General features: G+C 70.9%; 26 protein-coding genes and 1 pseudogene. 14 read left to right on the top strand and 13 right to left on the bottom strand.

Annotated elements, in window-relative coordinates; translation table 11 throughout:
* The coding region (locus ABT336_RS20665; protein WP_350898258.1) for a bifunctional transcriptional activator/DNA repair enzyme AdaA at window positions 1-837 on the bottom strand (837 nt) is incomplete at its 3' end.
* A 194-nt stretch (window positions 838-1,031) separates the two neighbouring features.
* Between ABT336_RS20665 and ABT336_RS20660 the strand changes: the two genes are divergently transcribed.
* Window positions 1,032-1,508 carry a hypothetical protein gene (locus ABT336_RS20660; RefSeq protein WP_350898257.1) on the top strand — a complete coding sequence of 159 codons (477 nt, stop codon included), beginning with the start codon at window positions 1,032-1,034 and terminating at the stop codon, window positions 1,506-1,508.
* Between the two features lie 95 nt (window positions 1,509-1,603).
* Here the strand turns inward: ABT336_RS20660 and ABT336_RS20655 are convergent.
* Window positions 1,604-2,380 (bottom strand): annotated as a pseudogene (locus tag ABT336_RS20655) (EamA family transporter); the annotation flags it as partial.
* Between the two features lie 94 nt (window positions 2,381-2,474).
* On the opposite strand from ABT336_RS20655, the gene ABT336_RS20650 reads away from it, so the two are divergent.
* The 5 genes from ABT336_RS20650 (at window position 2,475) to ABT336_RS20630 (ending at window position 6,454) form a co-directional block, all read left to right on the top strand.
* The gene (locus ABT336_RS20650) at window positions 2,475-2,975 is read left to right on the top strand and encodes a MarR family winged helix-turn-helix transcriptional regulator (RefSeq protein ID WP_350898256.1); all 501 of its coding nucleotides are present in this window, start codon (window positions 2,475-2,477) and stop codon (window positions 2,973-2,975) included.
* 63 nt (window positions 2,976-3,038) lie between these two features.
* On the top strand, window positions 3,039-4,124 hold the full coding sequence (ychF, locus tag ABT336_RS20645; RefSeq protein WP_350898255.1) for a redox-regulated ATPase YchF: 1,086 nt from the start codon (window positions 3,039-3,041) through the stop codon (window positions 4,122-4,124).
* Window positions 4,125-4,263: 139 nt separating this feature from the next.
* Complete coding sequence (locus tag ABT336_RS20640; RefSeq protein WP_350898254.1) at window positions 4,264-5,073, top strand: hypothetical protein; 810 nt, start codon at window positions 4,264-4,266, stop codon at window positions 5,071-5,073.
* Window positions 5,074-5,170: 97 nt separating this feature from the next.
* A complete protein-coding gene (locus ABT336_RS20635; RefSeq protein ID WP_350898253.1) occupies window positions 5,171-5,533 on the top strand; it encodes a hypothetical protein in 363 nt (120 codons plus the stop codon).
* Window positions 5,534-5,749: 216 nt separating this feature from the next.
* Window positions 5,750-6,454 (top strand): D-Ala-D-Ala carboxypeptidase family metallohydrolase, encoded by a 705-nt coding sequence (locus ABT336_RS20630; RefSeq protein ID WP_350898252.1) that lies wholly within the window; start codon window positions 5,750-5,752, stop codon window positions 6,452-6,454.
* A 109-nt stretch (window positions 6,455-6,563) separates the two neighbouring features.
* On the opposite strand, the gene ABT336_RS20625 is transcribed toward ABT336_RS20630, so the two are convergent.
* Window positions 6,564-6,992, bottom strand: a complete 429-nt coding sequence (locus ABT336_RS20625; protein WP_350898251.1) for a hypothetical protein — start codon at window positions 6,990-6,992, stop codon at window positions 6,564-6,566.
* 207 nt (window positions 6,993-7,199) lie between these two features.
* Between ABT336_RS20625 and ABT336_RS20620 the strand changes: the two genes are divergently transcribed.
* Complete coding sequence (locus tag ABT336_RS20620) at window positions 7,200-8,018, top strand: hypothetical protein (RefSeq protein WP_350898250.1); 819 nt, start codon at window positions 7,200-7,202, stop codon at window positions 8,016-8,018.
* Between the two features lie 97 nt (window positions 8,019-8,115).
* Here ABT336_RS20620 and ABT336_RS20615 read toward each other — a convergent pair whose 3' ends face one another.
* The 4 genes from ABT336_RS20615 to ABT336_RS20600 form a co-directional block, all read right to left on the bottom strand.
* Entirely contained in the window at window positions 8,116-9,093 is a 978-nt protein-coding gene (locus ABT336_RS20615; RefSeq protein WP_350898249.1) for a hypothetical protein, read from the bottom strand.
* An 87-nt stretch (window positions 9,094-9,180) separates the two neighbouring features.
* Window positions 9,181-9,912: a SanA/YdcF family protein gene (locus ABT336_RS20610; protein ID WP_350898248.1), complete on the bottom strand. Its 732-nt coding sequence runs from the start codon at window positions 9,910-9,912 to the stop codon at window positions 9,181-9,183.
* 176 nt (window positions 9,913-10,088) lie between these two features.
* Complete coding sequence (locus tag ABT336_RS20605) at window positions 10,089-10,451, bottom strand: PH domain-containing protein (RefSeq protein ID WP_350898247.1); 363 nt, start codon at window positions 10,449-10,451, stop codon at window positions 10,089-10,091.
* A gap of 146 nt (window positions 10,452-10,597) precedes the next feature.
* Window positions 10,598-10,909, bottom strand: coding sequence for a 4a-hydroxytetrahydrobiopterin dehydratase (locus ABT336_RS20600; protein ID WP_350898246.1), 312 nt, complete (start codon window positions 10,907-10,909; stop codon window positions 10,598-10,600).
* Between the two features lie 180 nt (window positions 10,910-11,089).
* Here ABT336_RS20600 and ABT336_RS20595 point away from each other — a divergent pair, with 180 nt between their 5' ends.
* Window positions 11,090-11,533, top strand: coding sequence for a (deoxy)nucleoside triphosphate pyrophosphohydrolase (locus ABT336_RS20595; RefSeq protein ID WP_350898245.1), 444 nt, complete (start codon window positions 11,090-11,092; stop codon window positions 11,531-11,533).
* A gap of 113 nt (window positions 11,534-11,646) precedes the next feature.
* On the opposite strand, the gene ABT336_RS20590 is transcribed toward ABT336_RS20595, so the two are convergent.
* The 4 genes from ABT336_RS20590 to ABT336_RS20575 all read right to left on the bottom strand — a co-directional run bounded on the left by ABT336_RS20590 (window position 11,647) and on the right by ABT336_RS20575 (window position 17,882).
* A complete protein-coding gene (locus ABT336_RS20590; protein WP_350898244.1) occupies window positions 11,647-12,717 on the bottom strand; it encodes a succinate dehydrogenase/fumarate reductase iron-sulfur subunit in 1,071 nt (356 codons plus the stop codon).
* On the bottom strand, window positions 12,717-14,669 hold the full coding sequence (locus ABT336_RS20585; protein ID WP_350898243.1) for a fumarate reductase/succinate dehydrogenase flavoprotein subunit: 1,953 nt from the start codon (window positions 14,667-14,669) through the stop codon (window positions 12,717-12,719). The genes ABT336_RS20590 and ABT336_RS20585 overlap by 1 nt, the downstream gene beginning before the upstream one ends.
* Window positions 14,670-14,679: 10 nt before the next feature.
* Window positions 14,680-15,486, bottom strand: coding sequence for a succinate dehydrogenase subunit SdhC (gene sdhC, locus ABT336_RS20580; RefSeq protein ID WP_350898242.1), 807 nt, complete (start codon window positions 15,484-15,486; stop codon window positions 14,680-14,682).
* Window positions 15,487-15,767: 281 nt separating this feature from the next.
* On the bottom strand, window positions 15,768-17,882 hold the full coding sequence (locus ABT336_RS20575) for a S9 family peptidase (protein WP_350898241.1): 2,115 nt from the start codon (window positions 17,880-17,882) through the stop codon (window positions 15,768-15,770).
* A gap of 85 nt (window positions 17,883-17,967) precedes the next feature.
* Between ABT336_RS20575 and mshB the strand changes: the two genes are divergently transcribed.
* From mshB to ABT336_RS20560, 3 genes are all read left to right on the top strand, one after another.
* Window positions 17,968-18,984, top strand: coding sequence for an N-acetyl-1-D-myo-inositol-2-amino-2-deoxy-alpha-D-glucopyranoside deacetylase (gene mshB, locus ABT336_RS20570; protein WP_350898240.1), 1,017 nt, complete (start codon window positions 17,968-17,970; stop codon window positions 18,982-18,984).
* 17 nt (window positions 18,985-19,001) lie between these two features.
* Window positions 19,002-19,433 carry a hypothetical protein gene (locus ABT336_RS20565; RefSeq protein ID WP_350898239.1) on the top strand — a complete coding sequence of 144 codons (432 nt, stop codon included), beginning with the start codon at window positions 19,002-19,004 and terminating at the stop codon, window positions 19,431-19,433.
* Window positions 19,434-19,510: 77 nt separating this feature from the next.
* A complete protein-coding gene (locus ABT336_RS20560) occupies window positions 19,511-19,981 on the top strand; it encodes a hypothetical protein (protein ID WP_350898238.1) in 471 nt (156 codons plus the stop codon).
* Between the two features lie 26 nt (window positions 19,982-20,007).
* On the opposite strand, the gene ABT336_RS20555 is transcribed toward ABT336_RS20560, so the two are convergent.
* Window positions 20,008-20,970 (bottom strand): GNAT family N-acetyltransferase, encoded by a 963-nt coding sequence (locus ABT336_RS20555; RefSeq protein WP_350898237.1) that lies wholly within the window; start codon window positions 20,968-20,970, stop codon window positions 20,008-20,010.
* Window positions 20,971-21,049: 79 nt separating this feature from the next.
* Here ABT336_RS20555 and fdxA point away from each other — a divergent pair, with 79 nt between their 5' ends.
* Together fdxA and dapC are read left to right on the top strand one after the other, a co-directional pair.
* Window positions 21,050-21,376, top strand: coding sequence for a ferredoxin (gene fdxA, locus ABT336_RS20550; RefSeq protein ID WP_350898236.1), 327 nt, complete (start codon window positions 21,050-21,052; stop codon window positions 21,374-21,376).
* A complete protein-coding gene (dapC, locus tag ABT336_RS20545) occupies window positions 21,373-22,488 on the top strand; it encodes a succinyldiaminopimelate transaminase (protein WP_350898259.1) in 1,116 nt (371 codons plus the stop codon). The genes fdxA and dapC overlap by 4 nt, the downstream gene beginning before the upstream one ends.
* Before the next feature lie 33 nt (window positions 22,489-22,521).
* On the opposite strand, the gene ABT336_RS20540 is transcribed toward dapC, so the two are convergent.
* On the bottom strand, window positions 22,522-24,402 hold the full coding sequence (locus ABT336_RS20540) for a M48 family metallopeptidase (RefSeq protein WP_350898235.1): 1,881 nt from the start codon (window positions 24,400-24,402) through the stop codon (window positions 22,522-22,524).
* A 224-nt stretch (window positions 24,403-24,626) separates the two neighbouring features.
* Between ABT336_RS20540 and ABT336_RS20535 the strand changes: the two genes are divergently transcribed.
* Window positions 24,627-25,210, top strand: a 584-nt coding sequence (locus tag ABT336_RS20535) for a prephenate dehydrogenase (protein ID WP_350898234.1), incomplete at its 3' end; no start/stop codon positions are given.

The raw sequence follows: 25,210 nt of genomic DNA, 5'->3' as shown, positions 1-25,210 counted from the left end.
GCACCGGGCCACCGCCGGGGCCAGGTCGCGCAGGTCGGCCAGGCTCAGCGTCGCCACCACGTGCCCGTCGGCGGGACGCAGGCCGACCTCGGCCGGTCCGTGCGGCAGTGACAACCCCCTGTGGTACGCCCCGTCGACGACCCGTTCCACCCCGGGCAGCGCCCGCCGGGCGAGGAAGTCAAGCAGGGCGACGGTGTGCAACGGCTGCCGGTACGCCAACCGCAGCGAGATGGTCTGCGCCCCGTCGGTGCCCACCTCCCCACCCGTCGCCGTGGCCCGACGGTCGGCGCGCAACTGTGACGGGGTGAGCCCGTACACCTCGCGGACCGTGTCGTTGAACTGCCGTACGCTGCCGAACCCGGCGGCGAACGCGACCTCCGCCAGGTGCAGGCCGGTCGTGGTGATCAGGATCCGGGCGGTCTGCGCCCGCTGTGCCCGGGCCAGGGCGATCGGCCCGGCCCCCACCTGCGCCCGCAGCATCCGGTGCAGGTGCCGTTCGGTGTACCCGAGTCGGGCGGCCAGCCCGGACACCCCGGCCCGGTCCACCACCCCGTCGGCGATCAGCCGCATCGCCCGCCCCACCACGTCGGCCCGCAGGTCCCACTCCGGGGAGCCGGGGGTGGCGTCCGGGCGGCACCGTCGGCAGGCCCGGAGCCCGGCCTGCTGGGCGGCGGCGGTCGAGGTGAAGAACCGGACGTTGCGCCGTTTCGGGGTGATCGCCGGGCAGGACGGTCGACAGTAGATCCCGGTCGAGGTGACGCCGGTGTAGAACCAGCCGTCGAACCGCTGGTCGCGGCTGTCCACGGCCCGGTAACACCGCTCGAAGTCCAACTCCACCCTCCGATCCTGCCCCGCCGCACCACCTGACCGCTCGCGGCTTTCGGACCTGGCCCGCCCGGACCCCGATCGTCGCCCTCACCTCGGGAAACGGAAACCGGGCCAGGAAAGCGTCGGTAGGGGACGGTACGGTCGGCCCCCAACTCAAGAAGGGGTGCGGTGATGGCGAGCGTGGCCGGGCGGGGTGTCCGCTGATGCGGTCGGAACGGGCTCTGATCGACGCAGCAGTGGTCCAGGGTTTCTACGACCGGATGCGGGCGGTGGCCCCGGCGGCGTACGGAGCGATCGAGCGGGACCGCACCGACGGGCGGGGAGCCGGTCGGGTGGTGGGGGAGCCGGACCCGCAGTTCGCCGGGACCGCCTGTGGTCGGCTCGCCGACTCCCTGGACGCCGCCGGACTGCGGGCGCTCGGCATGTGGGTGCACCACTGGTGCATGCGGTTCTACGACGACGACACCCGGGCGGGGCGGCGTCTGCTGCGCGAGGTCGCCGTCCGCCGTGACCTCGGGTGGACGGCCGACGAGGTGCGCTGGATGCTCGGCGAGTCGACGGCGGCCGGGGCGGACGCGCCGGACCGGTTCACCCTCCCGGCTGCGGCGGCCACCGAGTTGCCGCCCGCCGTCCGGCGGGAGCTGTCGACCACTGACGGCCCCTGGTCGCTGACGGGTTGACGGGTGTCAGGTCGGGTCCGGGCGGGAAGCTGGGCGATCGCCAGGGCACCGACCGCGACGGCGAATCCGGCGAGCTGCACCGGCCCCAGGGACTGCCCGAGGACGAGCCAGCCCAGGGCGGCTGCGGTGAGGGGGCTCACCACCGCCAGGAGGGCGACCTGGGTCACCGGCAGCCGGGTGACACCCCGGAACCAGAGCGCGTACGCCCCGGCGGTGCCGAGGAGCCCGAGCCAGGCGTACCCGATGAGGTTCGTGTGGTCCGGGACCGGGGGGACCCCCTCGGCCAGGGCCGCCACCGGGACGATCAGCAGCCCGCCCGCGACGAGTTGCCAGCTCGTCACGGTGCCCACCCCGACCCCGGGTGGGGTGCCCCAACGCCGGGTGAGGATCAGCCCGGTCGCCATCGCGACGGTGGCGACCAGGCCGGCGGCGACCCCGACGAGGTCCACTGCGGCGTCCGGTCGCAGCACCACCAGGGCGATGCCGGCCGGCGCGACCACTGCGGCGACGAGCACGGGTGGCCGGGGGCGCAGGCCGAGGACGAGTAGGGACAGCCCGGCGACGAGCAGGGGTTGGATCGCGCCGAGCACTGCGGCGGTGCCTCCCGGCAGCCGGTACGCGGCCACGAAGAGCAGCGGGAAGAGGGCGCCGACGTTGAGCAGCCCGAGGAGGGCGGAGCGCCACCACCAGTGGCCGGACGGTCGACGGCCCCGGGTGAGGGCGACCATGAGCAGACCGGCGGGCAGGGCGCGGTAGACCCCGGACCACAGCGGCCGGTCCGGCGGCAGGAACTCCGTGGTGACCAGGTACGTGGTGCCCCAGAGGGTCGGGGCGACCGCGGTGAGCAGCAGGTCGCCGGTTCGTCGACGCATCGGGACACCAATCACTCGTCACTAAGTAGCTTAGAGCTAAGCTAATCACTGGTGAGCTGAACCCGCCAGTGCGAGGTACGGCACAATGCCGAAGGTGACCCAGCGGGACGACGTGGACGCCATCGTCGAGCAGTGGCGTCGGGAACGCACCGACATGCACCCCGAGCCGATGGCCGTCTTCGGACGGATCTACCGGCTGGCCCGGCTCGTCGGGGACCGGCAGGAGAAGGTGTACGCCGCCTGGGGCCTCAGCCGGGGCGAGTTCGACGTGCTGGCCACCCTGCGCCGCAGCGGCCGGCCGTACACCCTCGCCCCGAAGGCGCTGGCCGCCAGCCTGATGCTCACCTCCGGCGGGATGACCGGCCGGCTGGACCGGCTGGAACGGGCCGGGCTGGTCCGGCGTACCCCCGACCCCGCCGACCGGCGCGGCCTCCAGGTGACCCTCACCGACGCCGGGCGACGGGCGGCCGAGGAGGCCGTCGACGCCGGTCTGGCCGTCCAGCGAGACCTGCTGGCCGCCCTCCCCGCTGCGGACCGCGACCGCCTGGCCGACCTGCTGCGCGACCTCCTCGCCGCCGCCGAGGCCGGGGACTGACGGCCGTCACCCCGGTGACCGGCTGGCGGGCCGGGCGGGCGGCGACGCGTAGACTGACCCGTCGTGAGTCTCACCATCGGCATCGTCGGCCTGCCCAACGTCGGCAAGAGCACCCTGTTCAACGCGTTGACCAAGAACGACGTGCTCGCGGCGAACTATCCGTTCGCCACGATCGAGCCCAACGTCGGCGTGGTCGGGCTGCCGGACGACCGGCTGGCCAGGCTGGCCGAGATCTTCTCCTCGCAGAAGGTGCTCCCGGCGCCGGTGTCGTTCGTCGACATCGCCGGCCTGGTCCGGGGCGCGTCCAAGGGGCAGGGCCGGGGCAACGCCTTCCTGGCCAACATCCGCGACGCCTCGGCGATCTGCCAGGTGGTCCGCGCCTTCTCCGACCCGAACGTGGTCCACGTCGACGGCAAGGTCTCCCCGTCCGACGACATCGAGACGATCAACACCGAGCTGATCCTGGCCGACCTCCAGACCCTGGAGAAGGCGTTGCCCCGGTTGGAGAAGGAGGCCAAGCTCCGCAAGGACCGGGCCGCCGCCGTCACCGCGGCGAAGGCGGCGGTCGAGGTCCTCGACGGCGGCACCACCCTGTACGCGGGGGCCGCCGCCGCCAAGGTCGAGCTGGAGCACCTGCGGGAACTGCACCTGCTGACCACCAAGCCGTTCCTCTACGTCTTCAACGTCGACGAGGAGGAGCTGGGCAACGCCGAGTTCCTCGACGAGCTGCGCGCCCTGGTCGCCCCGGCCGAGGCGGTCTTCATGGACGCCAAGATCGAGTCTGAGCTGGTGGACCTCCCCGAGGAGGAGGCCCGCGAGCTGCTGGAGTCGATCGGCCAGTCCGAGCCCGGCCTCGACCAGCTCGTCCGGGTCGGTTTCCGGACCCTCGGGCTCCAGACGTACCTGACCGCCGGGCCGAAGGAGGCGCGGGCCTGGACCGTCCCGGTCGGGGCGACCGCCCCCGAGGCCGCCGGCGTCATCCACTCCGACTTCCAGCGCGGGTTCATCAAGGCCGAGGTGGTCTCCTACGACGACCTGGTCTCGGCCGGTTCGATGGCGGCGGCCAAGGCCGCCGGCAAGGTCCGCATCGAAGGCAAGGAGTACGTCATGCAGGACGGCGACGTAGTCGAGTTCCGCTTCAACGTCTAGCCCTCTCCAGCTCGACGCCCCTGTGGTCCTGCGATTCGTGCCACTCGGATTCTTGTGAACCGTGGCTTGGCTCGGTCCGTAGGTGGGGGGTGCCCAATCTGCCCGGACCGGGTGCCACGAGCAGGATGAGGATGATCGAATGGACCGTAGCGACCAGACCTTTCACGAGGAGTTCGGTGACTTCCGCGATATCCGGGTGTGGCGTCAGAGCCTGAGTGAACTTACCCAATGGGAAGGTGAGCTGAACGAACGGCGCGAGATGCACAAAGCGGCGGGGACCGACTGGCGTGACGAGCCGGAACTGTGGGAGCTCAGCGACAGGGTGCAGAGGCTGAAGAACGCGGTGGAGTCGGCCGCGCCATCCGTCGCCGCCCAGCACGCCGCCCAGGAGAGGGCGCAAGCGGCGCAGGCTTCCGCGTCTGCGGCCCTCGATCCGGCCGTCCCGCTCCGGTCGGTCGGTAGAGGCGGCCCCGGCTCGGCCGGAGGGTCAGGCGGAATCCGCACGGCCGACGACCCGTGCCACCAGCCGACCTTCAAGAACCTCAACAACCCCGAGAACTGGGCGAAATTCCTCGCCCACATCGCCGAGCAGGATCGCGAGTTCAACCGATCGCGTCACATGTTCGAGACCAACGGAGCGGACTGGCGGAACGACCCGATGCTGAGCCTGTTGGGGCGACAGATCGACGCCATGAAGGACCAGCGAAGCAGAGTCGAGCAGCTCCGGCAGACCGGCCAGGCGGCTGGTTTGCGGTTCTCCGAGATGGCCGCCCAGTCCGCCCGGGTGACAGCAGGGCAGGCCGGAGTCGACCAGGTCGCTGCCGCTGGGCTCCGTCACTCAGGCCCGAGTGGGGCACCTCGGGCCGGAGGCCGCAGCCACCGGCTTCCGCCGGCTCACGGGGGCGCGGGCTCTGCCCCCCAGCAGGGAGGCTCAGGCCGGACCCTGTAGGTCGTCGGCACTGGAACGGCAGGCGGAGCGGTCCCGGTCGCTCGAACCGCTCAAGGACGGGGCAGCGGGCCCGGCGGGCAACCACCACAATCGACATGTGTCATCCTCCGCGTCGAAGGGCCCGTGGCGGACGAATCCCGGGCTCGCCCTGCTGCACCTGGTCGGGTGGTATGCCGCCGTCGTCGGCGTCTACCTGGCGGTCGCGTATTCGGCCTCCGACACACCCCCGCCCGACTGCGAGGCCGGCTTCTGCCTCTCCGACCGGGAGCAGATGTTCTACCTCGCGCTGTTCGGCTACCCGGTTCTCGGCGTCACCTTCCTGGTGAGTCTCGTGATCCTGGGCGTACGCAGTTCCCGTGACCCCACGCGTCCCGCCTCGTCGGTGGGGTTCGTGGCCGCCGTACCGGGCTTCGTCGTGCTCGCCGTTCTGCTCTGCCTCGGGGTCACGCAGTTGGGGTAGCCCCGGGGCCAGGTGTGCGTGGCACCCCGGGGCAGGGTGGCCGGCGTGGCGTCACCGTTGCGTCAAAATCGTGCTCGCCGTGCAGGGTACGAAATCGGTGGTTGCGCGGAAAAATCGGGTGCACGCTTGACTGGAGCCGCCCCCGAAAACCCGCGATCGACAATTGAGTGAATGGGGCCGCTCAGCTTCTTCGCCCACTGAGAATGGGAGCGCCTCATGTTCAGTGACTTCTTGGGAATGCTGGCCCTGAACGTCTCGGCGGCCACCGCGAGCAACGCCTGTTTCACCTGGACCCGGACCCTGTCCCCGGGGGCCACCGGAAACGACGTCACCCAGTTGCAGATCCGGGTCTCCGGGTGGGTGGACACCGGGGAGACCCTGGACGTGGACGGGATCTACGGCCCGGCCACGGCGGCGGCGGTCCGCCGGTTCAAGGCGGGGTACGGACTTCAGAACACCACCGGGACCGCCGGCCCCGAGACGTTCGACCTCATCTACTCCCTCCAGGACGACGACTGCACCCCGGAACACTTCTCGTACGCGGAGTTCACAGGTGGATGCGGCCAGTCGGGGTTCTCGGGAGGGGCGGTTCCGGCGGCGACCGTACGCCAGAACCTGTTGTTGGTGATGTGGCAGTTGGAGGCGTTGCGGCACAAGCTCGGCGACCGCCCGATCGTCGTCACGTCGGGCTTCCGGAGCGTGTCCTGTAACCGGCAGGTCGGGGGTGCCCCGGACAGCCTGCACATCTACGGCAAGGCTGCCGACCTGGGCCTGTCCAGTCGACCGACCCAGTGCCAGCTGTGGCGTACCGCCCGGACCTGCGGTTTCAAGGAACTGCTCGGCCCCGGATATCCCGGTCACGACGACCACGTCCACGTCGGCAACCGGGAGACCCAGTTCTGGCGCGCCCCGAGCTGCTGACAACCTCCCGGTTCCGGGAGGGTTGCCGTCCGGTCAGCCGGCCCAGCCCGCCGACGACACCAACGGCGACCCTCCCCGGGCTACCGTCGTCTCCCCGCAGCGGCCGGGGTCACGGCTTCCGCCGCCCGCCCGAAGCCCGGGACTGCCCGCCCGACGCGGGCCGCTGATGGGAGGAGCCAGTACCGGGAAGCGAGGGTGCCCAGCTACTCAGGCTGGCCATCGATGCCAGGAACCCACGACTCGTTTCGGGCGATTCGATCCTCTCGACCGACTTGTGCAACGTCCTGCCGAGCTTGTCGAGTGAGGTGTTGTACCGGTCCACGGTCGCTTTGAGCTGCTGTTGGCCGACATTGTCCTCGACCTGCGCCCGATACTCCTGGGAATACCTCTCGGCTACTTGGAGCGCCGTCTGGACGCCCGACTGGGCGAGTACCTTCTGTCGCTCGTCCGAGGACAGTCCCCTGTATTGCCCATGTTCCGGGGTGCCGGTGAGATGTGCTCTCAGTTCGTCGTCCCCGAGGGGTTGGTTCTTCGGCATCCTGCTCTCCTCCGATGGTGTCTGCCTGTGGTTGCAGGGGCCGGTTGGCCGGCCGACCCCTCCCCCGTACGACGTGGCAGACCCGGATCCGGTTCGATCCAGGATGTGAGTCAGTCCGTCGACGGCAGACCTCGGCCCGTGAACCGACGTCGACAGTCCTACGTAGAGGGTGGGACAGGTCGACCGGAGGATGACGGAGGACAGACGGTGCCGGATTCGTACGGACAACCCACGTCGGGTGACAGGGACGAGTGGAACCTGCAGGGGGACCTCGGCAGGCTGTGGAGTTCCCTGACGCCCGAGAACCGGCGCGTGTTCGAGAGGCTTCCCCTCGACGCCCTGCAGGGGGCGGCCACGGCGCTGCAGATCTCGAACGCCCTGAACGTCATCAGTCGGGAGGAGGTCAACCTTTCGGTCGTCCTCGCGCGGATGAACGCAGGTGATTCCCGCCGTTTGCTCGGCCACCAAGCGGTCGGCGCGCAACAGAAACGACTCATCGGGACCGAGCGGACGCGCCTCAATCAGGCGGTGCTCGATCACCTTAGTCTCGGCCGCCACCTCCCAGCGCAGGATCCCTCTCCGCAGAATCAGTTCGCCCTGATGGTCGGCCACCTCACGCCGGACAATCAGAGGGCGATGTCGATCTTGACGAACCGGGAACAGGCGAAACTCATCGAGAACAATTCGATCGACCTGAGTCTGAACGGCCTCCGGAACTGCTGGGCGGCGGGGAGCGGCAGCCAATACCAGCAGGCGCGAGACGCACTGAATGCACAGGTCGGCGAGATGATCGGCCTGCGGGATGAAGCGCCCCGGGGAGCGGAGAGCACGAATGCGGTGTCGGCGACGGCGAGTGCCGTCCCGTACGCGACAATGAGCCTGGGCGCGGGCGACGGTCCGCCTCGACGGTCGCAACTCGGTCCGCCGCCGGGCTTCGAAGGTACTCCCGCCCCACGTCAGGCTTTCGGCCAGTCGGTCCAACGGGGCCAGGGGACCCAGGGGAGCGCGGGCCGGAGCATGCGGTGACCGACACCCGGACCAGGTGAGGTGCCCTGTGAATGAGGTCTGCGATGGCGAGACGTCGGGTCTGTCGGACGTCCACCCTTCGTCGTCACGCACGGGGTCAGGGCCGGTGGCCCTGGGGTTGCTGCGGATACGCGGGATGCCCTGCGGCTGGGAACGGGCTGCCGGAGGGGTTCGTCGGATTCACCGGGAAGGCGGCCGGGGCCCATGGTCCCTGGAACGCCGCGACCTGAGCGGTCACCGCCGGATCGAGGTCCCCGCCGGTCCAGGCCGTCGCCTGCCCCGGGTTCTGCTGTCCCGGATGCCTAGAATGTTTCCGGGTTGGGTTTTCTGTTCTGGGAAGGTACTTTCCCGGGAACAGCCGCTGTAGTTCCTCAACGAACGCGGGGCATTCCTTGACGGCAATCGGTGGCGGTCCATTTGTTCTCCAGTTCGACAGGCGTGACGCCCACCGATCATGCGTAGCCGAGTCCGCATACTTCAACCGCCCCCGTTTGTCGATCTTGAGCTTTCCGTCACTCAGCGCCTTGTTGAATTCGGCAAGCAGTCCCTTGTATTCGTTCCCGGTGTTCTTGCGATCAGACCTCTCGGCGGAGGGTTTATACCTGCCCGGCTCCAACTCATCGAGTGCCGTGAGGAAATCGGGGCAGTTTCGCGTGACGTATTCTGGTACTCCTAGTTTCCGCCAACTGCTGAGGCGTTTTCTCCACTCGCTCGTGGCGTCGCCGGCGTACCCGACCCTGTTCTTGGATTTGTCGAACGTGATCCGGTTCTCTCGGCGGGCCTTCGTGAACTCGGCGAAAAGTGCCTCGGCTGTGGACTGCGCGTCGCGTGCTGGTGATTCGTGGTTCGGCCCTGCCGGAAGATCCGCATAAGCGGATGCATAGAGTGGACCCGGCATCGGGTTCGGATCCGGTTGGCTGGGCGGGAGGGGCCAGTACGGGTTCGTCCCATAGGTGGACACGGCCACGTCGAACGGCACTTGTTGCTGCCCCGGGAGCAGCTGGAGGTCGTACGTCATCTCGTCGTCGGGAATGAACTCGTCGGTCCAGTCGGGTTGCGGCCAGGGGTGAGTCATGTCGTCCTCGTCAGGGGTGGAGGTTGCCCCGATACGACGGGGGCCAGAGCTGTCCGGTTCAACCCGGTCTCGGCGGCCGGCGGTGGGTCAGCTGGAGCGCAGGGCTTCGTCGACGGCGGTTTCGCGGGGGCCGAGGCGGGTGGGGTTGCGGCCGGAGAGGACGTCGAAGGTGGCCTTGACGCCGGCGCCGTACTCGCGGCTGGAACTGATCCGCCAGGTGCGCTCGTACACCCGGGCGCTCTCGTCTCCGACCCCGGCCGTGTCGATGCCGAGGCGACGGCAGACGGCCACGGCCCGCGGCAGGTGGAACGACTGGGTGACCACTGTGGCCCGATCCACCCCGAAGACCCGCTTCGCTCGGGCGCAGGAGTCGTACGTGTCGTACCCGGCGTGGTCCAGTACCACTCTCTCGGCGGGTACGCCCTGCTCGACCAGCCATCGGCGCATCGCCTCCGGCTCGTTGTAGTCGGGGTTCATGTTGTCACCGGAGACCAGGATCGCTCGGACCTTGCCGGTGTCGAGCAGCCGCTGGGCAACGGCCAGCCGACCGGTGAGAAACGGTGACGGGGTCCCGTCCGGATTCACCCTCGTGCCGAGCACCAGGGCGACCGGGGCCTCGGGCACACCCGCCTCGGTGTAGAGGTGCCCGTCGGCCCCGTGGCGGATCCAGGCGGCGCTGGCGACCGCGGCACCGACCAGGAGCGCGGCCACCACCGCGCAGGCGAGTCCGGCCCGGAGGAGACGACGCCGTACGGGATGCCCGGCGGACCGCCAGAACGCCAGTACACCCGACCACACCCTGGAGATCCACTCGCGCATCCGTCGAGTATCCCAACCGTTGCCCACCCGAGGCCCGCTCCCGTTCTCGTCCACCCGGACCTTCTGCCCCCGGCTTGGCCCGCTCTCGCTCACGTACCCGCGCACCGCGCCGGGTCGGGCGGTGAGAAGGGGCCCTTCCATACGGCAGGCGTCGACAGGGGGCCCTTCCTGGCGGCTCAGGAGATGTAGTGCAGGATCACGTTGTGCACGTGGTGGCTCTTCTGGTCGCCCCGGAACTCGACCTCGTAGGTGTGCGTACCGACGTGGATGGCGATCGAGCCGCTGGAGAAGAAGCTCCCGCCCCAGGACTTGTTGCTGACCACGCTCACGCTGGTGATCTTCGAGTACGGGATGCTGGTGATGGCGTACCGCTTGCCGATGAAGGAGCGGTCCTGGATGATCACGCGCCGGTCGGTCAGGCCGATGAAGCCGGTACCGGTGCCCACTGCGTCGTACACGGCGATGATCTGTTCACCGTCGAGCAGGCCGCTCTGGATCTGCTGGTACTGCTCTTTGCGGTCGTACGTCGCGTTTGCCATGTCCTCGACGGTACGACGCCGTCGCCACCGGGGCGACGGGCAGCGAAGCCGACCGAGCGGTGGGGCAGCGGGCAGCGGAGCGTGACGGTGCAGTGGGGCAGCGGAGCGTGACGGGAGGGTCTAACCTGGCGACGGAGTCGGTTCGGTCAGGGGTTGGTGACGGCGCGGTACGCGTCCTCGATCCGGGCGGCCAACAGGACTTCGCCCTCGGACAACGGCTGGTCGTCGGGGTGCCCGAGCAGGATCTGGGTCTCGTCGGCCCGGCGGCTGATCTCGGGTCGCAGGTGCAACGCGTCGGCGACGACCTTGACCCGCTCGGTCAACGCCGCGTGCTGCGCGTCGTCGATGACGAGGGTGCGTCGGATCTGCTCACCCTCCCGGGTCCACCCGGACAGCAGGGTGAGCGCATCGCTGAGGTAGTCGCGCTTCGCCCGGCCGCTGAACAACACTCGCCTCACCGCGCCCCCCAGACGTCGTTGCCGGCTTGTGGCCAAATCGTCGCCGTCCCGTGTCTTGTCGGTGTTACCTAGTCTGTCGTCGCATGGACGGTGTGTCCACGCCCACACTTCTCTGATCTCCTGACCTAGCGGTGATCGAAGGTACCCAAACCGCCGATTGATCTGGCACGCTGGACGCCCGTGCGAACCGAACAGATCAGTGGGAGTGGCCGACCCGAGCGGCGGGGCCGGAAGGTCGTCGTCGGGGCGGCGATCATCTCCGGGGCGCGGGTGCTGGCCTGCGCCCGAACCGCCCCGCCCGAGGTGGCCGGCCTCTGGGAGTTCCCCGGTGGCAAGGTCGAACCGGGTGAGAGCGAGACCGCGGCGCTGGTCCGCGAGTGCGCCGAGGAGCTCGCCGTCCGGATCGAGGTCGGCGACCGGGTGGGCGGGGACTCCCCGATGGCCCACGGCCGATCCGTCCTCAAAGTGTACGTGGCCCGCCTGCTGTACGGCGACGAACCGAAGGCGCTGGAGCACTCGGCCCTGCGTTGGCTCACCGCCGCCGAGCTGGACACCGTGACCTGGCTTCCCGCCGACGTGCCCGTCGTCGAGGCGCTCCGGCCGTTGCTGCGGGCCGCCGACTGACCCCTCAGGCGCTCCGGCGTCGGGGGTGGCCGCCGGCCGGGGGGTCGGCGGTGGGCCGCAAAGGCGTCGGGGGGCGGCGGGGATGCCGCGGCCCCCGGTGGATCCTGCCTGGATCAGTACTGTTCGTCCTGCTTCGGGTGGGCGAAGTTCAGGTGCTCCGGCGGGAGCGGGAACGTCACGTCGTCACCGAACGGCGACGGTGCGGCCGCCCGGTCGAAGGTGAGTTCGGTCAGCGGCATCTTGCCCTTGGCGTCCAACGCCGGGGCGGTGGGATGCGGCACCTCCCGATCCCAGTTGACGCCCTGCTGCGCCTGCACCTCGGCCGCCTGGTCGTGCGAGCCGCCGGCGTGCGAGTGGAAGCCGCCGTCCTGCGAAGCCCTGGAGTGGACGGCACCGCTGTCGTGAGAACCGGTCACGCTGGTCTGAGGCACCTGACCCCTCCGGAAGATCTTGTCACCGAGCCATACGAGGGGATCGTACCTGCGATCGACCACCCGTTCCTTCATGGGGATGATCGCATTGTCAGTGATCTTGATGTGCTCGGGGCAGACCTCGGTGCAGCACTTCGTGATGTTGCAGAACCCCAGGCCCTGCTCGGCCTGTGCGTACTCCTTGCGGTCGGTGTGGGTGTCCAGGGGGTGCATGTCCAGCTCGGCGGCCCTGATGAAGTACCGGGGACCGGCGAAGGCCTGCTTGTTCTCCTCGTGGTCACGCACGACGTGGCAGACGGTCTGGCACAGGAAGCACTCGATGCACTTGCGGAACTCCTGCGACCGCTCCACGTCGATCTGCTGCATCCGGTAGTCGCCAGGCGACACGTCCCCCGGCGGGGAGAAGGCCGGCGTCTCCCGGGCCTTCGCATAGTTGAACGACACGTCGGTGACCAGGTCCCGGATGATCGGGAACGTCCGCAACGGGGTGACGGTGACGGTCTCGGCCTCCTCGAACGTCGACATCCGGGTCATGCAGCTCAACCGGGGCTTGCCGTTGATCTCCACCGAGCAGGAGCCGCACTTGCCGGCCTTGCAGTTCCACCGGCAGGCCAGGTCGGGGGTCTCGGTGGCCTGCAACCGGTGGATGACGTCCAGGACGACCTCCCCCTCGTTCACCTCGACCTGGTAGTCGGTCAACGCGCCACCGTCGGCGTCACCCCGCCAGATCCGGAACGACCTCTTGGTCCCCATCAGTTACCCGCCTCCTCGGTGACGGCGTCGAAATCGGCGAGTTCCTCGTCGGTCAGGTACTTGGCCAGCTCCCCCCGGTCGAAGAGCCGGATCAGGTCCTGGCGCATCGTCGACAGCGGCTTGCGGGTCAGGCGTACGGCCTCGCCGTCGAGCGAGCAGACCAGGTTGACCCGGCGCCACTGCGGATCCATCGTGGGGAAGTCCTCACGGGTGTGACCACCGCGCGACTCCCGCCGCTCCAACGCCGCCAGCGCCGTGCACTCCGAGACCACCAGCATGTTGCGCAGGTCCAGAGCCAGATGCCAGCCGGGGTTGTAGCGCCGGTCACCGGCCGCGCTCACCTTCGCCACCCGTTCGCGCAGCTCGGCCAGGCGACCCAGGGCGTCGACCAACTCGCCCTCCCGACGGATGATCCCCACCAGATCCCCCATCACCGCCTGGAGATCCTGCTGGAGGGCGTACGGGTTCTCCCCGGTGTCCCGCTGCAACGGGGCCAGGGCGGTCTCCACCGCAGCCTCCACGGCGGCCACCGCCACCCTCGGCCGAGTCGTCAGCCCGTCGGCGTACGACGCCGCGTGGCCGCCCGCCCGCTTGCCGAAGACCAGCAGGTCGGAGAGGGAGTTCCCGCCGAGCCGGTTCGACCCGTGCATCCCCCCGGAGACCTCACCGGCGGCGAAGAGACCCCGCACCCCGCCGTGGGCGGCCCCGGAGTCGGGATCCACCTCGACCCCGCCCATCACGTAGTGGCAGGTCGGTCCGACCTCCATCGGCTCGGTGGTGATGTCGACGTCGGCAAGCTCCTTGAACTGGTGGTACATCGAGGGCAGGCGACGACGGATCTCCTCGGCCGACCGCCGGGAGGCGATGTCCAGCAGGACCCCGCCGGCGGGCGTACCCCGACCGGCCTTGACCTCGCTGTTGATCGCCCGGGCGACCTCGTCGCGGGGGAGCAGCTCCGGCGGACGTCGGTTGTTGTCCGGGTCGGCGTACCAGCGGTCCGCCTCCTCCTCGGTCTGCGCGTACTGGGAGCGGAAGACGTCGGGGACGTAGTCGAACATGAAACGACGGCCCTCGGAGTTCTTCAGGACCCCGCCGTCGCCGCGCACCGACTCGGTGACCAGGATTCCTTTGACCGAGGGCGGCCAGACCATCCCGGTCGGGTGGAACTGGAGGAACTCCATGTTGACGAGCGTCGCCCCGGCGCGTAGCGCGAGGGCGTGCCCGTCCCCGGTGTACTCCCACGAGTTCGAGGTGACCTTGTAGGACCGGCCGACCCCGCCTGTCGCCAGGACCACTGCCGGGGCTTCGAGGAGGATGAACTCCCCGGACTCCCGGTAGTACCCGAAGGCCCCGGCGATCCGGGCCGCCCCCGGGGTGGCGGAGTCCAACAGCAGGTCGGTGATGGTGGTCTCGGCGAAGACCCGGATCCGGGCGTCGTAGCTGCCGTACCGTTGCCGGTCCTCCTGCTGGAGTGAGACGATCTTCTGCTGGAGGGTACGGATCAGCTCCAGGCCGGTCCGGTCGCCCACGTGCGCCAACCGGGGGTACTCGTGACCGCCGAAGTTGCGCTGGGAGATCCGGCCGTCCGGGGTCCGGTCGAAGAGGGCGCCGTACGTCTCCAGCTCCCAGATCCGTTGCGGGGCCTCCTTGGCGTGCAGCTCGGCCATCCGGACGTTGTTGAGGAACTTGCCGCCGCGCATCGTGTCGCGGAAGTGCACCTGCCAGTTGTCCCGGCTGTTCACGTTCCCCATCGCGGCGGCGGCCCCACCCTCGGCCATCACCGTGTGCGCCTTGCCGAACAGCGACTTGGAGATGATCGCGGTGCGCTTCCCGGCCAGTCGGGCCTCGATCGCCGCCCGCAGCCCGGCCCCGCCGGCCCCGATGACGACGACGTCGTAGTGGTGCCGTTCGATTCTCGTGGTGACTTCTTCGCTGCTCGTGGTGGTGGTCATGTCGCGCCCTCTAGTTGATGAACCGCAGGTCGGGGAACCAGCCGGCGGCCAGTGCCATGACGTAGAAGTCGGTCAGCGCCAGCGTCCCGAGGGTGATCCAGGCCAACTGCATGTGCCGGACGTTCAACCAGGACACCGCGGTCCACGCCCGGTACCGCATCGGGTGCTTCGAGAAGTGCTTCAAGCGCCCGCCGACGATGTGCCGGCAGGAGTGGCAGGAGATGGTGTACGCCCAGAGCATGATGACGTTGCCGAGCAGGATCAGGTTGCCCAGTCCGAACCCGAAACCCTCGGGGGACCGGAAGGCCAGGATCGCGTCCCAGGTGTTGACCAGCGAGATGATCGCGGCGGCGTAGAAGAAGTACCTGTGGAGGTTCTGGCCGAGCAGCGGAAGCCGGGTCTCCCCGGAGTAGCTCCGGTGCCCGTCCGGCACCGCGCAGGCGGGCGGGGAGAGCCAGAACGACCTGTAGTAGGCCTTGCGGTAGTAGTAGCAGGTGAGCCGGAACAACAGCAGGAAAGGCAGGGTGAGCGCGGCGTCCGGAATGATCCACCAGCCGGGCAGGAACTGCCCGAAGTGCGAGGCCTCCGGAATGCACCGATCGGTCACGCAGGGGGAGTAGAACGGGGTCAGGTAGTGGTACTCCTCGACCCAGTACCACCGGTGCATGAAGACCCGGACCGTCGCGTACGCGACCCAGGCACCGAGCCCGACCACCGTGACCAGCGGCGCGAGCCACCAGCGGTCGGTGCGCAACGTCTTCGCGTCGATGGCGGCCCGTGGCCGTCCACCCCGCTGTGGCGTTGTCGTGGAAGTCATGGCATTCGTCTTCCTGACGGGGCCCTCACGGGCGACGGACCGAACTGGCGACCGGAGGCCGGACCCGAGCGGCCCGCACCCGCCACCACGTTTCTGCGCACACCACAGCTGCGCCGGGCGTGCGTCCGCGCCGCCGAGTGATGACCTACGTTACGCCGATTGGTGCCGCCCGCACGTCCAGACGCATTGTCCGGTGTGTTCATGTGATCCGGAAGCCCGTCAATGTGAAAAATAATTTCAAGGGCTCTTCTGTGCCGGATGCCTTGCGAAGGGGTCCTTTCCTACATCCAGGTGCGGAGGAAGGTGAGTTCCTGGGTGAGGAGGCGTTCGGCCAGCCCCCCGGTGGCCTGGTGGGCGGCCCCGGTCAGCGGGAGCACCGAGTGCGGTCGTCCGGCGGCGAGCAGCGCGGCGGACAGCCGCAGGGTGTGCGCGGCCACCACCGTCGCGTCGACCAGCCCGTGCACCAGCAGGAGCGGTCGGGCCTCGTCCGGATCCGTGACCGGCTCGGCGGCCAACTCCAGCAGCGAATGGTGGGCGTAGACGTCCGGGCCGTCCTCCGGCAGACCCAGGTACCGCTCCGTGTACGCGGTGTCGTACAGACTCCAGTCGGTGACCGGAGCGCCGACGATCGCGCACCGGAAAAGCTCCGGATGCCGTAGCACCGCCAACCCCGCCAACCAGCCGCCGAACGACCAGCCCCGGACCGCCACCCGGTCCAGCGCCAGGTCGGGATGCTTCTCGGCGAGGGCGGTGAGCGCGTCGACCTGGTCGGCGAGGACCACGTCGGCGACCCGCCGGTGGATCGACTTCTCGAACGAGGGGGCGACACCGGGGGTGCCCCGGTTGTCCACGGTGACCACCGCGAACCCGGCCTCGCAGAACCACTGCCGTTCCAGCCAGGCCGCCCGGGCGGCGACGACCTCCTGGTGCCCCGGCCCGCCGTAGACGTCGAGCAGTACCGGCAGCCGACGGCCGGTGACGTGGGTGGTGGGGTAGAGGACGGCAGTGGGCAGCCGCCTGTCGGTGACCCGTTCCAGCATCGGCCGGGGCGCGTACGGCGGGATCGCGGCCACCGACCGCACTGTCGCCACCTCCCGGTCGTCCCGGTGGACGGTCCACCGGGTGCCCGGCCGGTCGAGGGAGGCGGCACCGACGACGAGGGTCCCCCCGCCGACGGCGGCAGTGTACCAGCCGGGGTCGGCGGTGATCCGGCGGACGTCCACCCCACCGCCGATCACCGTCCGGACCCGGAACAGGTGCCGCTGGCTCGGCTCCCCGTCGCTCGCCTCCACCAGCAGGTCGGCCGGGCCGGAGGCGGCGGGTAGCCGGCCGAGGACCCGGCGAACGTACAGCGACGGCGGGGTGAGCAGTGTGCCGTCGGCGAACAGGCACCGGGCGTCGTACCCGTCGTGGGCCAGTTCGCCGCCGACCAGCACCCGCCCGTCGGGCAGGTGCGCCGGGGTGCCCGGGATCGGTTCGACCCAGCGCGGATCCGCCAGCTCCGCGTGCACCTGGGTCTCCCCGGTGCGCGGATCGACAGCGAGTACCAGACCGTGCTGCTGGGCCCGACGCAGGACGGTGATCAACGGGCCGCCTTCGGCCCAGTTCACCGAGGCCAGGTACGGGTAGGTCTCCCGGTCCCAGTGCACGTCCACCCAGCCGCCGTCGAGGTCGAGCAGGTGCAGGCTGACCTCGGCGTTCGCCCCTCCCGCCTGGGGATATGCGACGGTGGTCGGCGCGTTGGTCGGGTCGGCGGCGTCGTGCAGGTACCAGCGGGGCAGCCGGGACTCGTCCACCCGGGCGGCGAGCACCGACCGGCCGTCGGGGGCCCACCAGTAGCCCCGGTGGCGGCCGAACTCCTCGACGGCGACGTGCTCGGCCAGCCCCCAGGTCACCCCGGAGTCCTCACCGGCGAGCAGGTTGTCGGTGCCGTCCGGCTCGACCACCCGGAGTTGTCCGCGTCGCCCGCCGCCGGTGGTGTCGGTGACGTAGGCCAGCCGCTCCCCGGTCGGGTCGGGACGGGGGTCGAGCACACCTGCGGCGGCGAGGACCTCCACCACGTCCCCGTGCACCAGGTCGGCCCGGAACAGCCGGCCGGCGAGGGCGAACGCGGCGACCCGTCCGGCGGCGTCCAGCGCGTACGAGCCGATCGTGGGGGTGCCGGGCCGGGTCTGGCGGGACGTCGCGGCGGGGTCGGCGTCGAGCAGGGCCGTCGGCTCGGCGATCAACCGTTCCGTGCCGGAGGCGACGTCGAGTAGCCAGAGGGCGTCGGCGGGGTCCTGCGGCCCGGCCGAGCGCAGGAAGACCACCCGGGACCCGTCCCCGGCCACGGTGACCTCCCGCGGCGCCCCGTGGCTGAACCTGCGGGTACGGGCGGCCAGCTCGGGATACTCCACACGGCAGATCGTAGAGCGGGGCAGGGGCGTTGTGGTCGAGCTGGACGGGACGCGTACCGCTTCGGCGGCACAACCGCCGGTTAGAGTGACCGTCGTGACGACCCTGCCCGACCGCCGCCTTCTGCTGGTCCACGCCCACCCCGACGACGAGGCCATCGGCACCGGTTCGACGATGGCTCACTATGCCGCGTCCGGTGCCCACGTGACGCTCGTGACCTGCACCCTCGGCGAGGAAGGCGAGATCCACGTACCGGAGTTGGCGCAGCTCGCCGCCGGTCGGGGCGACCAGCTCGGCGGGTACCGCATCGCCGAGTTGGCGGCGGCGTGCGCCGCGCTCGGCGTCACCGACCACCGGCTCCTCGGTGGTGCGGGCCGCTACCGGGACTCCGGGATGATGGGGATGACGACGAACGACCACCCCCGGGCCTTCTGGCGGGCCGACCTGGACGAGGCCGCCGGGCACCTGCTGGAGGTCATCCGGGAGGTCCGCCCCCAGGTCATGATCACGTACGACGCAAACGGCTTCTACGGGCACCCGGACCACATCCAGGCGCACCGGGTGGCGATGCGGGCGCACGAGCTGGCCGCTGCCGAGGGGGTGGCCCCGGCCAAGGTCTACTGGACGGCGATGCCGCTCAGCGTCCTGGAGGCCGGGCTGAACCACTTCGTCGACTCGTCGGACAATCCCTTCGCCGGCATCACCGACACCTCGGAACTGCCCTTCGGTACGCCTGACGCCCAGATCGCGGCGTGCGTGGACGCTACCGAGCAGCACGCCGCCAAGGAGCAGGCCATGCGGGCGCACGCCACCCAGATCCCGGCCAGCTCCTGGCTGTACTCGATCGCCGGCAACTTCGGGGCCGAGTTCATGGGCGTGGAGTACTTCACCCTGGCGGTCGGGGAGAAGGGCCCGGGTCGGGGCCGCCACGGCTGGGAGTCGGACCTGTTCGCCGGACTCCTCCCGGCCGACGCGACCTCGACCGATCCGGCCTCGGCTGACGCGACCTCGGTCGACGCGACCTCGGACGGCGGGGGCGACCGGGAGGCGCCGCCGGCGGACGACCCGGGCCGGTCCCCGGTCACGGCTGCCGGGCAACGGTGACCCTGCCGACCGCGCCGATGCCGACGGTGGAGGACGAGACCACGCCGAGCCCGCCCGGTCGGGGCGCGGTCCTGGCCGACCACGCGCTGCGGGTGGTCGGTGGGGTGATCGCCGTGATCGGCGGGGTGATGAGCGCCGTGCTGGAGCTGTTGCTCTCCACCGTCCGGGTCGGCGGTCACCTGGTCGGTGTGTCGGTGCTCGTCGCGGTCGGGGCGAACATCGCGTTGAGCTGGTTCGCCCACGAGGCGGTCGGCTCACGGTGGGCGGTGGCGCTGCCCGCCGTGCCGTGGTTCGTCCTCATGACGGCGGCGTCGATCCGGACCGACGAGGGGGACCTGCTCCTGGCCGGTGGTTGGGTCGGCCTGGCCATGATCGTGGCCGGTGCGATGACGTTCACGGTGATGGCCTTCCGGCAGATTCTGGCCCCACCGACGCCGTCGAGGTACTGACGTCACACCCGCCCGGATGGTAGAAATTCCTGCCAGAGACCCGTCTCCGGGACGGGCGGTACGGCGGGAGAGGTCTGATGAACGAGCGGTGGCGCGCTGTCGGTGTGCTCGCGGGAGCCCTGTTCGCGGTCAACGTGGTCGCCCGGTTGGTGATCAGGTTCGGCTTCGGCGGTGGTGACGACGAGACCGCCGCCGGCTGGGTCTCGCTCGCCATGTTCGCGGTGATCGGGGTGGTCCTCGCGACGCTCGCGTTCCGTTGGGGCCGGGATCGGCCGGTGGAGCGGTGGGGCACCGACCTCGGTGCGGCGGTGCTGGTGGCGCTCCTGCTGACGGTCTTCGTCGGGCCGCTGCTGGTCGGGCGTAACCCGTTCGCCGACGGCGCGGGTGCCTTCTTCGCCCAGATCTGGCTCTACCTGGCCGCCGCCGGCGTCGGGGTGCTGGTCGGGTTCCTGGTGCTCACCGCTCTCGGCCGGGACCACAGGTCGCGGCAGCTCGCCCGGTACGCCGCCCAGCGCACCACCCGACCGCGTCGGGTCGTCGGCCGCTGACCGACACTGCCCCGGCGGGCCGACTGTCAGTGCGGTGGGGCTACCCGGGTCAGGTAGGTGTGGTGGGTGACGAAGCCGAGTTTGCGGTAGAGCCCCACGGCGGCCTCGTTGCGCTGCTCGACCTGGAGGAACGCCTGCTCCGCCCCGGTGGCCCGTCCCCAGGCCGCCAGTTCCCGGACCACCAGTTCGGCCAGCCCCTGACGGCGCAGCGGGGGCAGCACCTCGATCAGGCCGAGTCCGAGCCACCGCCCGTCGCCGGTGACGGTGCCCCGGCCGATCGCGACGAGCGTCCCGTCGACGTGCACCTGGGCGAAGCGGACGTGGTCCACTGCGGTGAGCACGTGGTGGGCGGCCTCCGGTAGCCCGCCCTTGCGGTCGGCTGCGACGGCCAGCCAGTCCGGCGAGGGGGCCGTCACCAGCTCCACCACCGGTGACGGCGGCTGCGCGGCGTGGGGTCGGGCGAGCGCGGCCACCCTCGTCGTCTGGACCAGCACCGGGGGACGGGCGGTCCATCCCCGGCTGTCCAGTTCGGCGCCGACCGGTGCGGCGAGCGGTATCGGGGTGTTGACCATCGCCGGGAGGCCCTGTTCGGCGTACCACTGCTCGACGGCGTCGACGGCGGCCGGTAGGGGACGGTCCGGGTCGCCGACCGGCAGGGCGGAGTTGGCCCGCCCGGTCCACCCGTCGGCGGCGCGCAGCAGCCAGTCGCCGAGCCGGTCCCGTCGCGGTGCCGGCCAGGCCTGGTCGGCGGCGAGTTCGAGGGCGACCACCGCGGCGGCGGTCGGCCGTCGGGTCGGCGGTACCCGCTTGGCCCGGTGCACCTCGTCGCGGGCGATGCGTACGGGACCCTTCGAGGTGACCACCGTGAGATGGGTCTCGTCCAGTTCCACCAGTTCGCCGAGGGCGTCTGAGAACAGGGGGCGGCCCTCGCGAATCCCCACAATCCGGCGGACCACGATTCGGTGTCCCACATCCTGCTGTCGGAGCACGATCGACCCCCTCCCCGGCGAGATACTAGGCTCTAACCGTCGCGGGTGATCGCGGCGTGTCTTGCGGAGGAGAAGACCGGTGACCTACATCATCGCCGAACCCTGCGTGGATGTGCTCGACAAGGCGTGCATCGAAGAGTGCCCGGTCGACTGCATCTACGAGGGCAACCGGATGCTCTACATCCACCCCGACGAGTGTGTCGACTGCGGTGCCTGTGAGCCGGTGTGTCCGGTCGAGGCGATCTTCTACGAGGACGACGTCCCGGAGCAGTGGAAGGACTACACCGGGGCGAACTACGAGTTCTTCGAGGATCTCGGCTCGCCCGGTGGAGCGTCGAAGGTCGGCAAGGTGGAGAAGGACGCCACCTTCGTCGCCGGCCAGCCGCCACGCGGAGAAGGCCACTGAACGCCCCGGCGCCGCTGTCGGCGCGGCTGCCGGAGTTCACCTGGGACACCCTGGAGGCGGCGGCCGCCCTGGCCGCCGCACACCCGGGCGGGTTGATCAACCTTTCCATCGGTACGCCGGTGGACCCGGTGCCCACGGTGATCCGGCAGGCCCTCGCCGACGCCTCCGACTCCCCGGGGTACCCGTTGACCGCCGGCACCCCCGAGCTGCGTCGGGCGATGTCGGCCTGGGTGTCGCGGGCCTGCGGGGCGGGCGTCGACGGGTTGGGCGTCCTGCCCACCATCGGCTCGAAGGAGCTGGTGGCCTGGCTGCCCACCCTGCTCGGCATCGGCGTCGGTGACGTGGTGGTGATCCCGTCGGTCTGCTACCCGACCTACGAGGACGGCGTACGGCTCGTCGGGGCGACCGCCGTACGCACCGACTCGCTGACCGCCGTCGGCCCCACCTCCCGGGTACGCCTGGTCTGGCTGAACTCGCCGGGGAACCCGACCGGTCGGGTGCTGCCCCCGGCGCACCTGCGCAAGGTGGTCGACTGGGCCCGGGAACGGGGCGCGGTGGTGGCCAGCGACGAGTGCTACCTGCCGTTGGGCTGGACGCCGGGGTCGGAGCCGGTCTCGGTGCTCTCCCCGGAGGTCTGCGGCGGCTCCTACGACGGGGTGCTGGCGGTGCACTCGCTCTCCAAGCGCTCCAACCTGGCCGGTTACCGGGCCGGTCTGGTGGCCGGTGACCCGAAACTGGTCGACGAGCTACTCAAGGTCCGCAAACACGCCGGCATGATCGTGCCGAAGCCGGTGCAGGCCGCCATGATCGCTGCCCTCGGTGACCAGACGCACGCCGACGAGCAGCGGGAACGTTACCGGGCTCGACGGGAGACGTTGGCCGGGGCGTTCACCGCCGCCGGGTTCACCATCGAGCACTCCGAGGCCGGCCTCTACCTGTGGCTGACCCGGGGCGAGGACTGCTGGGAGACCGTCGACTGGTTGGCCCGGCGCGGCATCCTGGCCGCTGCGGGTGCCCTCTACGGTCCGGCCGGCAACCGGCACGTACGGGTGGCGCTCACCGCGTCCGACGAGCGGATCGCGGCGGTCGCCGACCGGCTCGCCGAGGTCTGACCCGACCCGGACCGTACGCCCGGCAGGCCCCGGTCACCGCATCCGGTGGCGAGGGGCCTGCCGGGTGCCGGTCCGGTCGCCGATCGACGTGAACGCCTCCAGCAGGGTGTCTCGACTCTGGGCGTCCAGCAGGTCGCCGGTGAACGACTCGTGCAGGGCGACCCGTCGCCCGCCGGGCAGCGTCAGGATCGCCCTCAGCGGCACCTCTCGGGTGACCTCCACCGACTCGACCTCCTCGAACGCGACGACGGGGTGCCTGTCGGCCAACTCCTCCAGCGACGTCGAGCTGACCAGCTTGCGGAGCCGCTCCTCGCCCTCCCCGGCCGGTCCGGGGTCACCGACGAGCACCAGCCCCCGGTCGAGGATCAGCAGGTCGCAGGGGACCCCGTCGACCTTCACGTTCGCCATCCCGCCGATCAGCCCGGCCCTGCACCCGGTCACCCGGCCCGGTGTCGCGGTGGCCACGGCGGGGTCGATGCCGAGTTCGGCGAGGCGGGTGAGCGCCTCGTCGAGGGTCTGCGGATGGACCGCGAGCTTCGCGATGTCGGCCAGGTCCAGCGGCTCACCGGCGGGGCCGACCAACTGGGCCGGTCGGCTCCAGGACAGTTCCCAGTGGGCCCGACCGGACCGGATCGCGGCGTCGACCAGCATCAGCTCCAACGGCTCGGCGAAACGCTGGACGGCCTCCCTCCGGGTGCCGGCCTCGAAGAACTGTTCGGCGAACTCACCGAGTCGGTTGCGTCGGACCAGCTCCACCACGTTCGGCAGGCCGGGCTGCGGGTCGTCGGTGAACCGGCCGGCGGCCCGGTAGTAGTGGTCCGCCCGCCTGCGTACCGAGACGGCGGTCGCGGTGGCGACGAACGCGGGCCATGGCAGCACCGTCCGGTCACCGGGGTCGGCGGTCAACGCCTGGAGCGCCCGGCCGACCCGGTCGGCGTCGGCGAGCAGGACCTCGGCCGGTCGCTCGTCGGTGTCTGCGGTACCGGTGGGGGCGGCACCCATGGCGGTGATCCGTACCCCGATCGGAGGGTGGGTCTCCCACCGGGAGCCGACCTCGTCGCCGGTCTCCTGGGTCAGTCGGGCGATCTCGTCGGCGCGGGCGACGAGCAACCGGCCGAACCCGCCGTACAGGTCGTCGGGGGCGAGCCCGACCGACCAGCCCGGGTCGACGTACCGCCGCAGGTAGAACGACCAGGCCCGGTCGACGGCGGGCAGGGCACGCAGCGCGGAGACCGCCGCCGACCGTCCGGCGAGGCGCACCGACGCCCGGTCGGCCTCCGACTCCTGCCGGCGGGAGGCGGCCCGGTCGACGAGGAGGTACAGCCGGGTGTAGCCACGGAAGACCAGGCCGACCGGGTTCCACCGGCCGATCCGCCCGATGGTGGTGCCGATCGCGATCCGCCCCCGGTACGCCACCTCGCCCAGCCGGGTGTGCCGACCCGAGAAGTGGCCCAACTCGTGCGCCAACACCGCCCGGAGTTGGTCGACCCGGAGCGCCTGGAGCAGCGGCAACCCGACCACCAGGGTCCGCCGCCCGCCGACCAGGCCCAGGAACCGGGTCCGTTCGGTGACCGCCGCGTTCACCTCCGACACGAGCCGGATCTCGTCCGGGGCTCGGGTGGCGACGCCGACTGCCAACTCACGTACCGTCGCCCACAGCTGCGGCGCCTCCCGCTCGGTGAGGAGGAACCCGGTCGGCGGCGCGTCCTCGGTCCGCAGCGACCGCCACACACCGACGACCACCACCCCGAGCGCGGCGACAAGCGGCCACCCGACGTCGACGGCGACGTACCCGGACCGGGTGGCGGCGAACCGGGCGAACCCGGCGGCGAACGCCCCGATCTGCACCAGCCCGACCAGGTAGAAACCGGCCAGCATCAGTACGGACGCGAGCGCACGGTACGTCGCAGCCATCGAGTGGTCCTTCCCCGTTGCCCGCCGGGTGGCGGGCGGCGCAGGGACAGTACGGTGTGGACCTTCCACCGGCAACCTCCGATCGGCGCACCGGAGCCCTCCGATCACACTCCGGCGGCGGTGGCCTGCGGAGACGAACGCAGGGCGGGGGTGGCCGAAGGGATATCCTCTGCCGCAGACGAGCGGGGCGTTGCCCCGCGCCGAGCGGAACCCGGGGTGCACAGATGGGGGAGAGGACCGACGGGCGGATCCGTGCCGCCGTGGTCGGCACCGGGCTGATCGGTGGTTCGGTCCTGCTCGGGCTCCGCAGGGCCGGGCTGGACGTGACCGGCTGGGACCCCGACCCGACGACCCGGGCGCAGGCCCGGGCCCAGGGCCTGACCAGCCCGGAGCAGCTGGAAGAGGCGGTCGCCGACCGGGACGTCGTCTTCCTCTGCGGTCCCCTGCCCACGCTCGGCGACACCCTGCTGAGGGTCGCGGGTGCCACCGGGGACGACTGTGTGCTGACCGACGTGGGTAGCACCAAGGCCGAGTTGGCCGACTTCGCCGGGCGGCACCGGCTCGACCACCGCTTCGTCGCCGGACATCCGATGGCCGGCACCGACCGGGCCGGGCTCACCTCGGCAGTGCCGGGGCTGTTCGACGCCGCCCCGTGGGTGCTCTGCCCGACCGGGGCGGGGTTGCCGGCGTTCCGGTGGCTGGCCGGGCTGCTCCTTGGTCTGTTCGACTCCCGGGTGGTGCCGATGTCGGCGACCGCGCACGACGCGGCGGTGGCGCTCGCGTCGCACGTGCCACACCTGCTGGCGGG

Origin of the sequence: Micromonospora sp. NPDC000207, from assembly GCF_040300925.1 — a bacterium.
Classification (GTDB): Bacteria; Actinomycetota; Actinomycetes; order Mycobacteriales; family Micromonosporaceae; genus Micromonospora.
The sequence above is the reverse complement of the archived record's forward strand: the minus strand, read 5'-3'. Positions and strand labels throughout refer to the sequence as shown.

Coding starts and splice junctions, on each gene's coding strand:
- sdhC (WP_350898242.1), bottom strand. CDS start 15,486: ATGACTTCCACGACAACGCCACAGCGGGGTGGACGGCCACGGGCCGCC.
- ABT336_RS20560 (WP_350898238.1), top strand. CDS start 19,511: ATGAACGAGCGGTGGCGCGCTGTCGGTGTGCTCGCGGGAGCCCTGTTC.
- ABT336_RS20625 (WP_350898251.1), bottom strand. CDS start 6,992: ATGCCGAAGAACCAACCCCTCGGGGACGACGAACTGAGAGCACATCTC.
- ABT336_RS20590 (WP_350898244.1), bottom strand. CDS start 12,717: ATGGGGACCAAGAGGTCGTTCCGGATCTGGCGGGGTGACGCCGACGGT.
- ABT336_RS20640 (WP_350898254.1), top strand. CDS start 4,264: ATGGACCGTAGCGACCAGACCTTTCACGAGGAGTTCGGTGACTTCCGC.
- ABT336_RS20660 (WP_350898257.1), top strand. CDS start 1,032: ATGCGGTCGGAACGGGCTCTGATCGACGCAGCAGTGGTCCAGGGTTTC.
- ABT336_RS20540 (WP_350898235.1), bottom strand. CDS start 24,402: ATGGCTGCGACGTACCGTGCGCTCGCGTCCGTACTGATGCTGGCCGGT.
- ABT336_RS20615 (WP_350898249.1), bottom strand. CDS start 9,093: ATGACTCACCCCTGGCCGCAACCCGACTGGACCGACGAGTTCATTCCC.
- ABT336_RS20610 (WP_350898248.1), bottom strand. CDS start 9,912: ATGCGCGAGTGGATCTCCAGGGTGTGGTCGGGTGTACTGGCGTTCTGG.
- ABT336_RS20630 (WP_350898252.1), top strand. CDS start 5,750: ATGTTCAGTGACTTCTTGGGAATGCTGGCCCTGAACGTCTCGGCGGCC.
- ABT336_RS20565 (WP_350898239.1), top strand. CDS start 19,002: ATGCCGACGGTGGAGGACGAGACCACGCCGAGCCCGCCCGGTCGGGGC.
- ABT336_RS20605 (WP_350898247.1), bottom strand. CDS start 10,451: ATGGCAAACGCGACGTACGACCGCAAAGAGCAGTACCAGCAGATCCAG.
- ABT336_RS20585 (WP_350898243.1), bottom strand. CDS start 14,669: ATGACCACCACCACGAGCAGCGAAGAAGTCACCACGAGAATCGAACGG.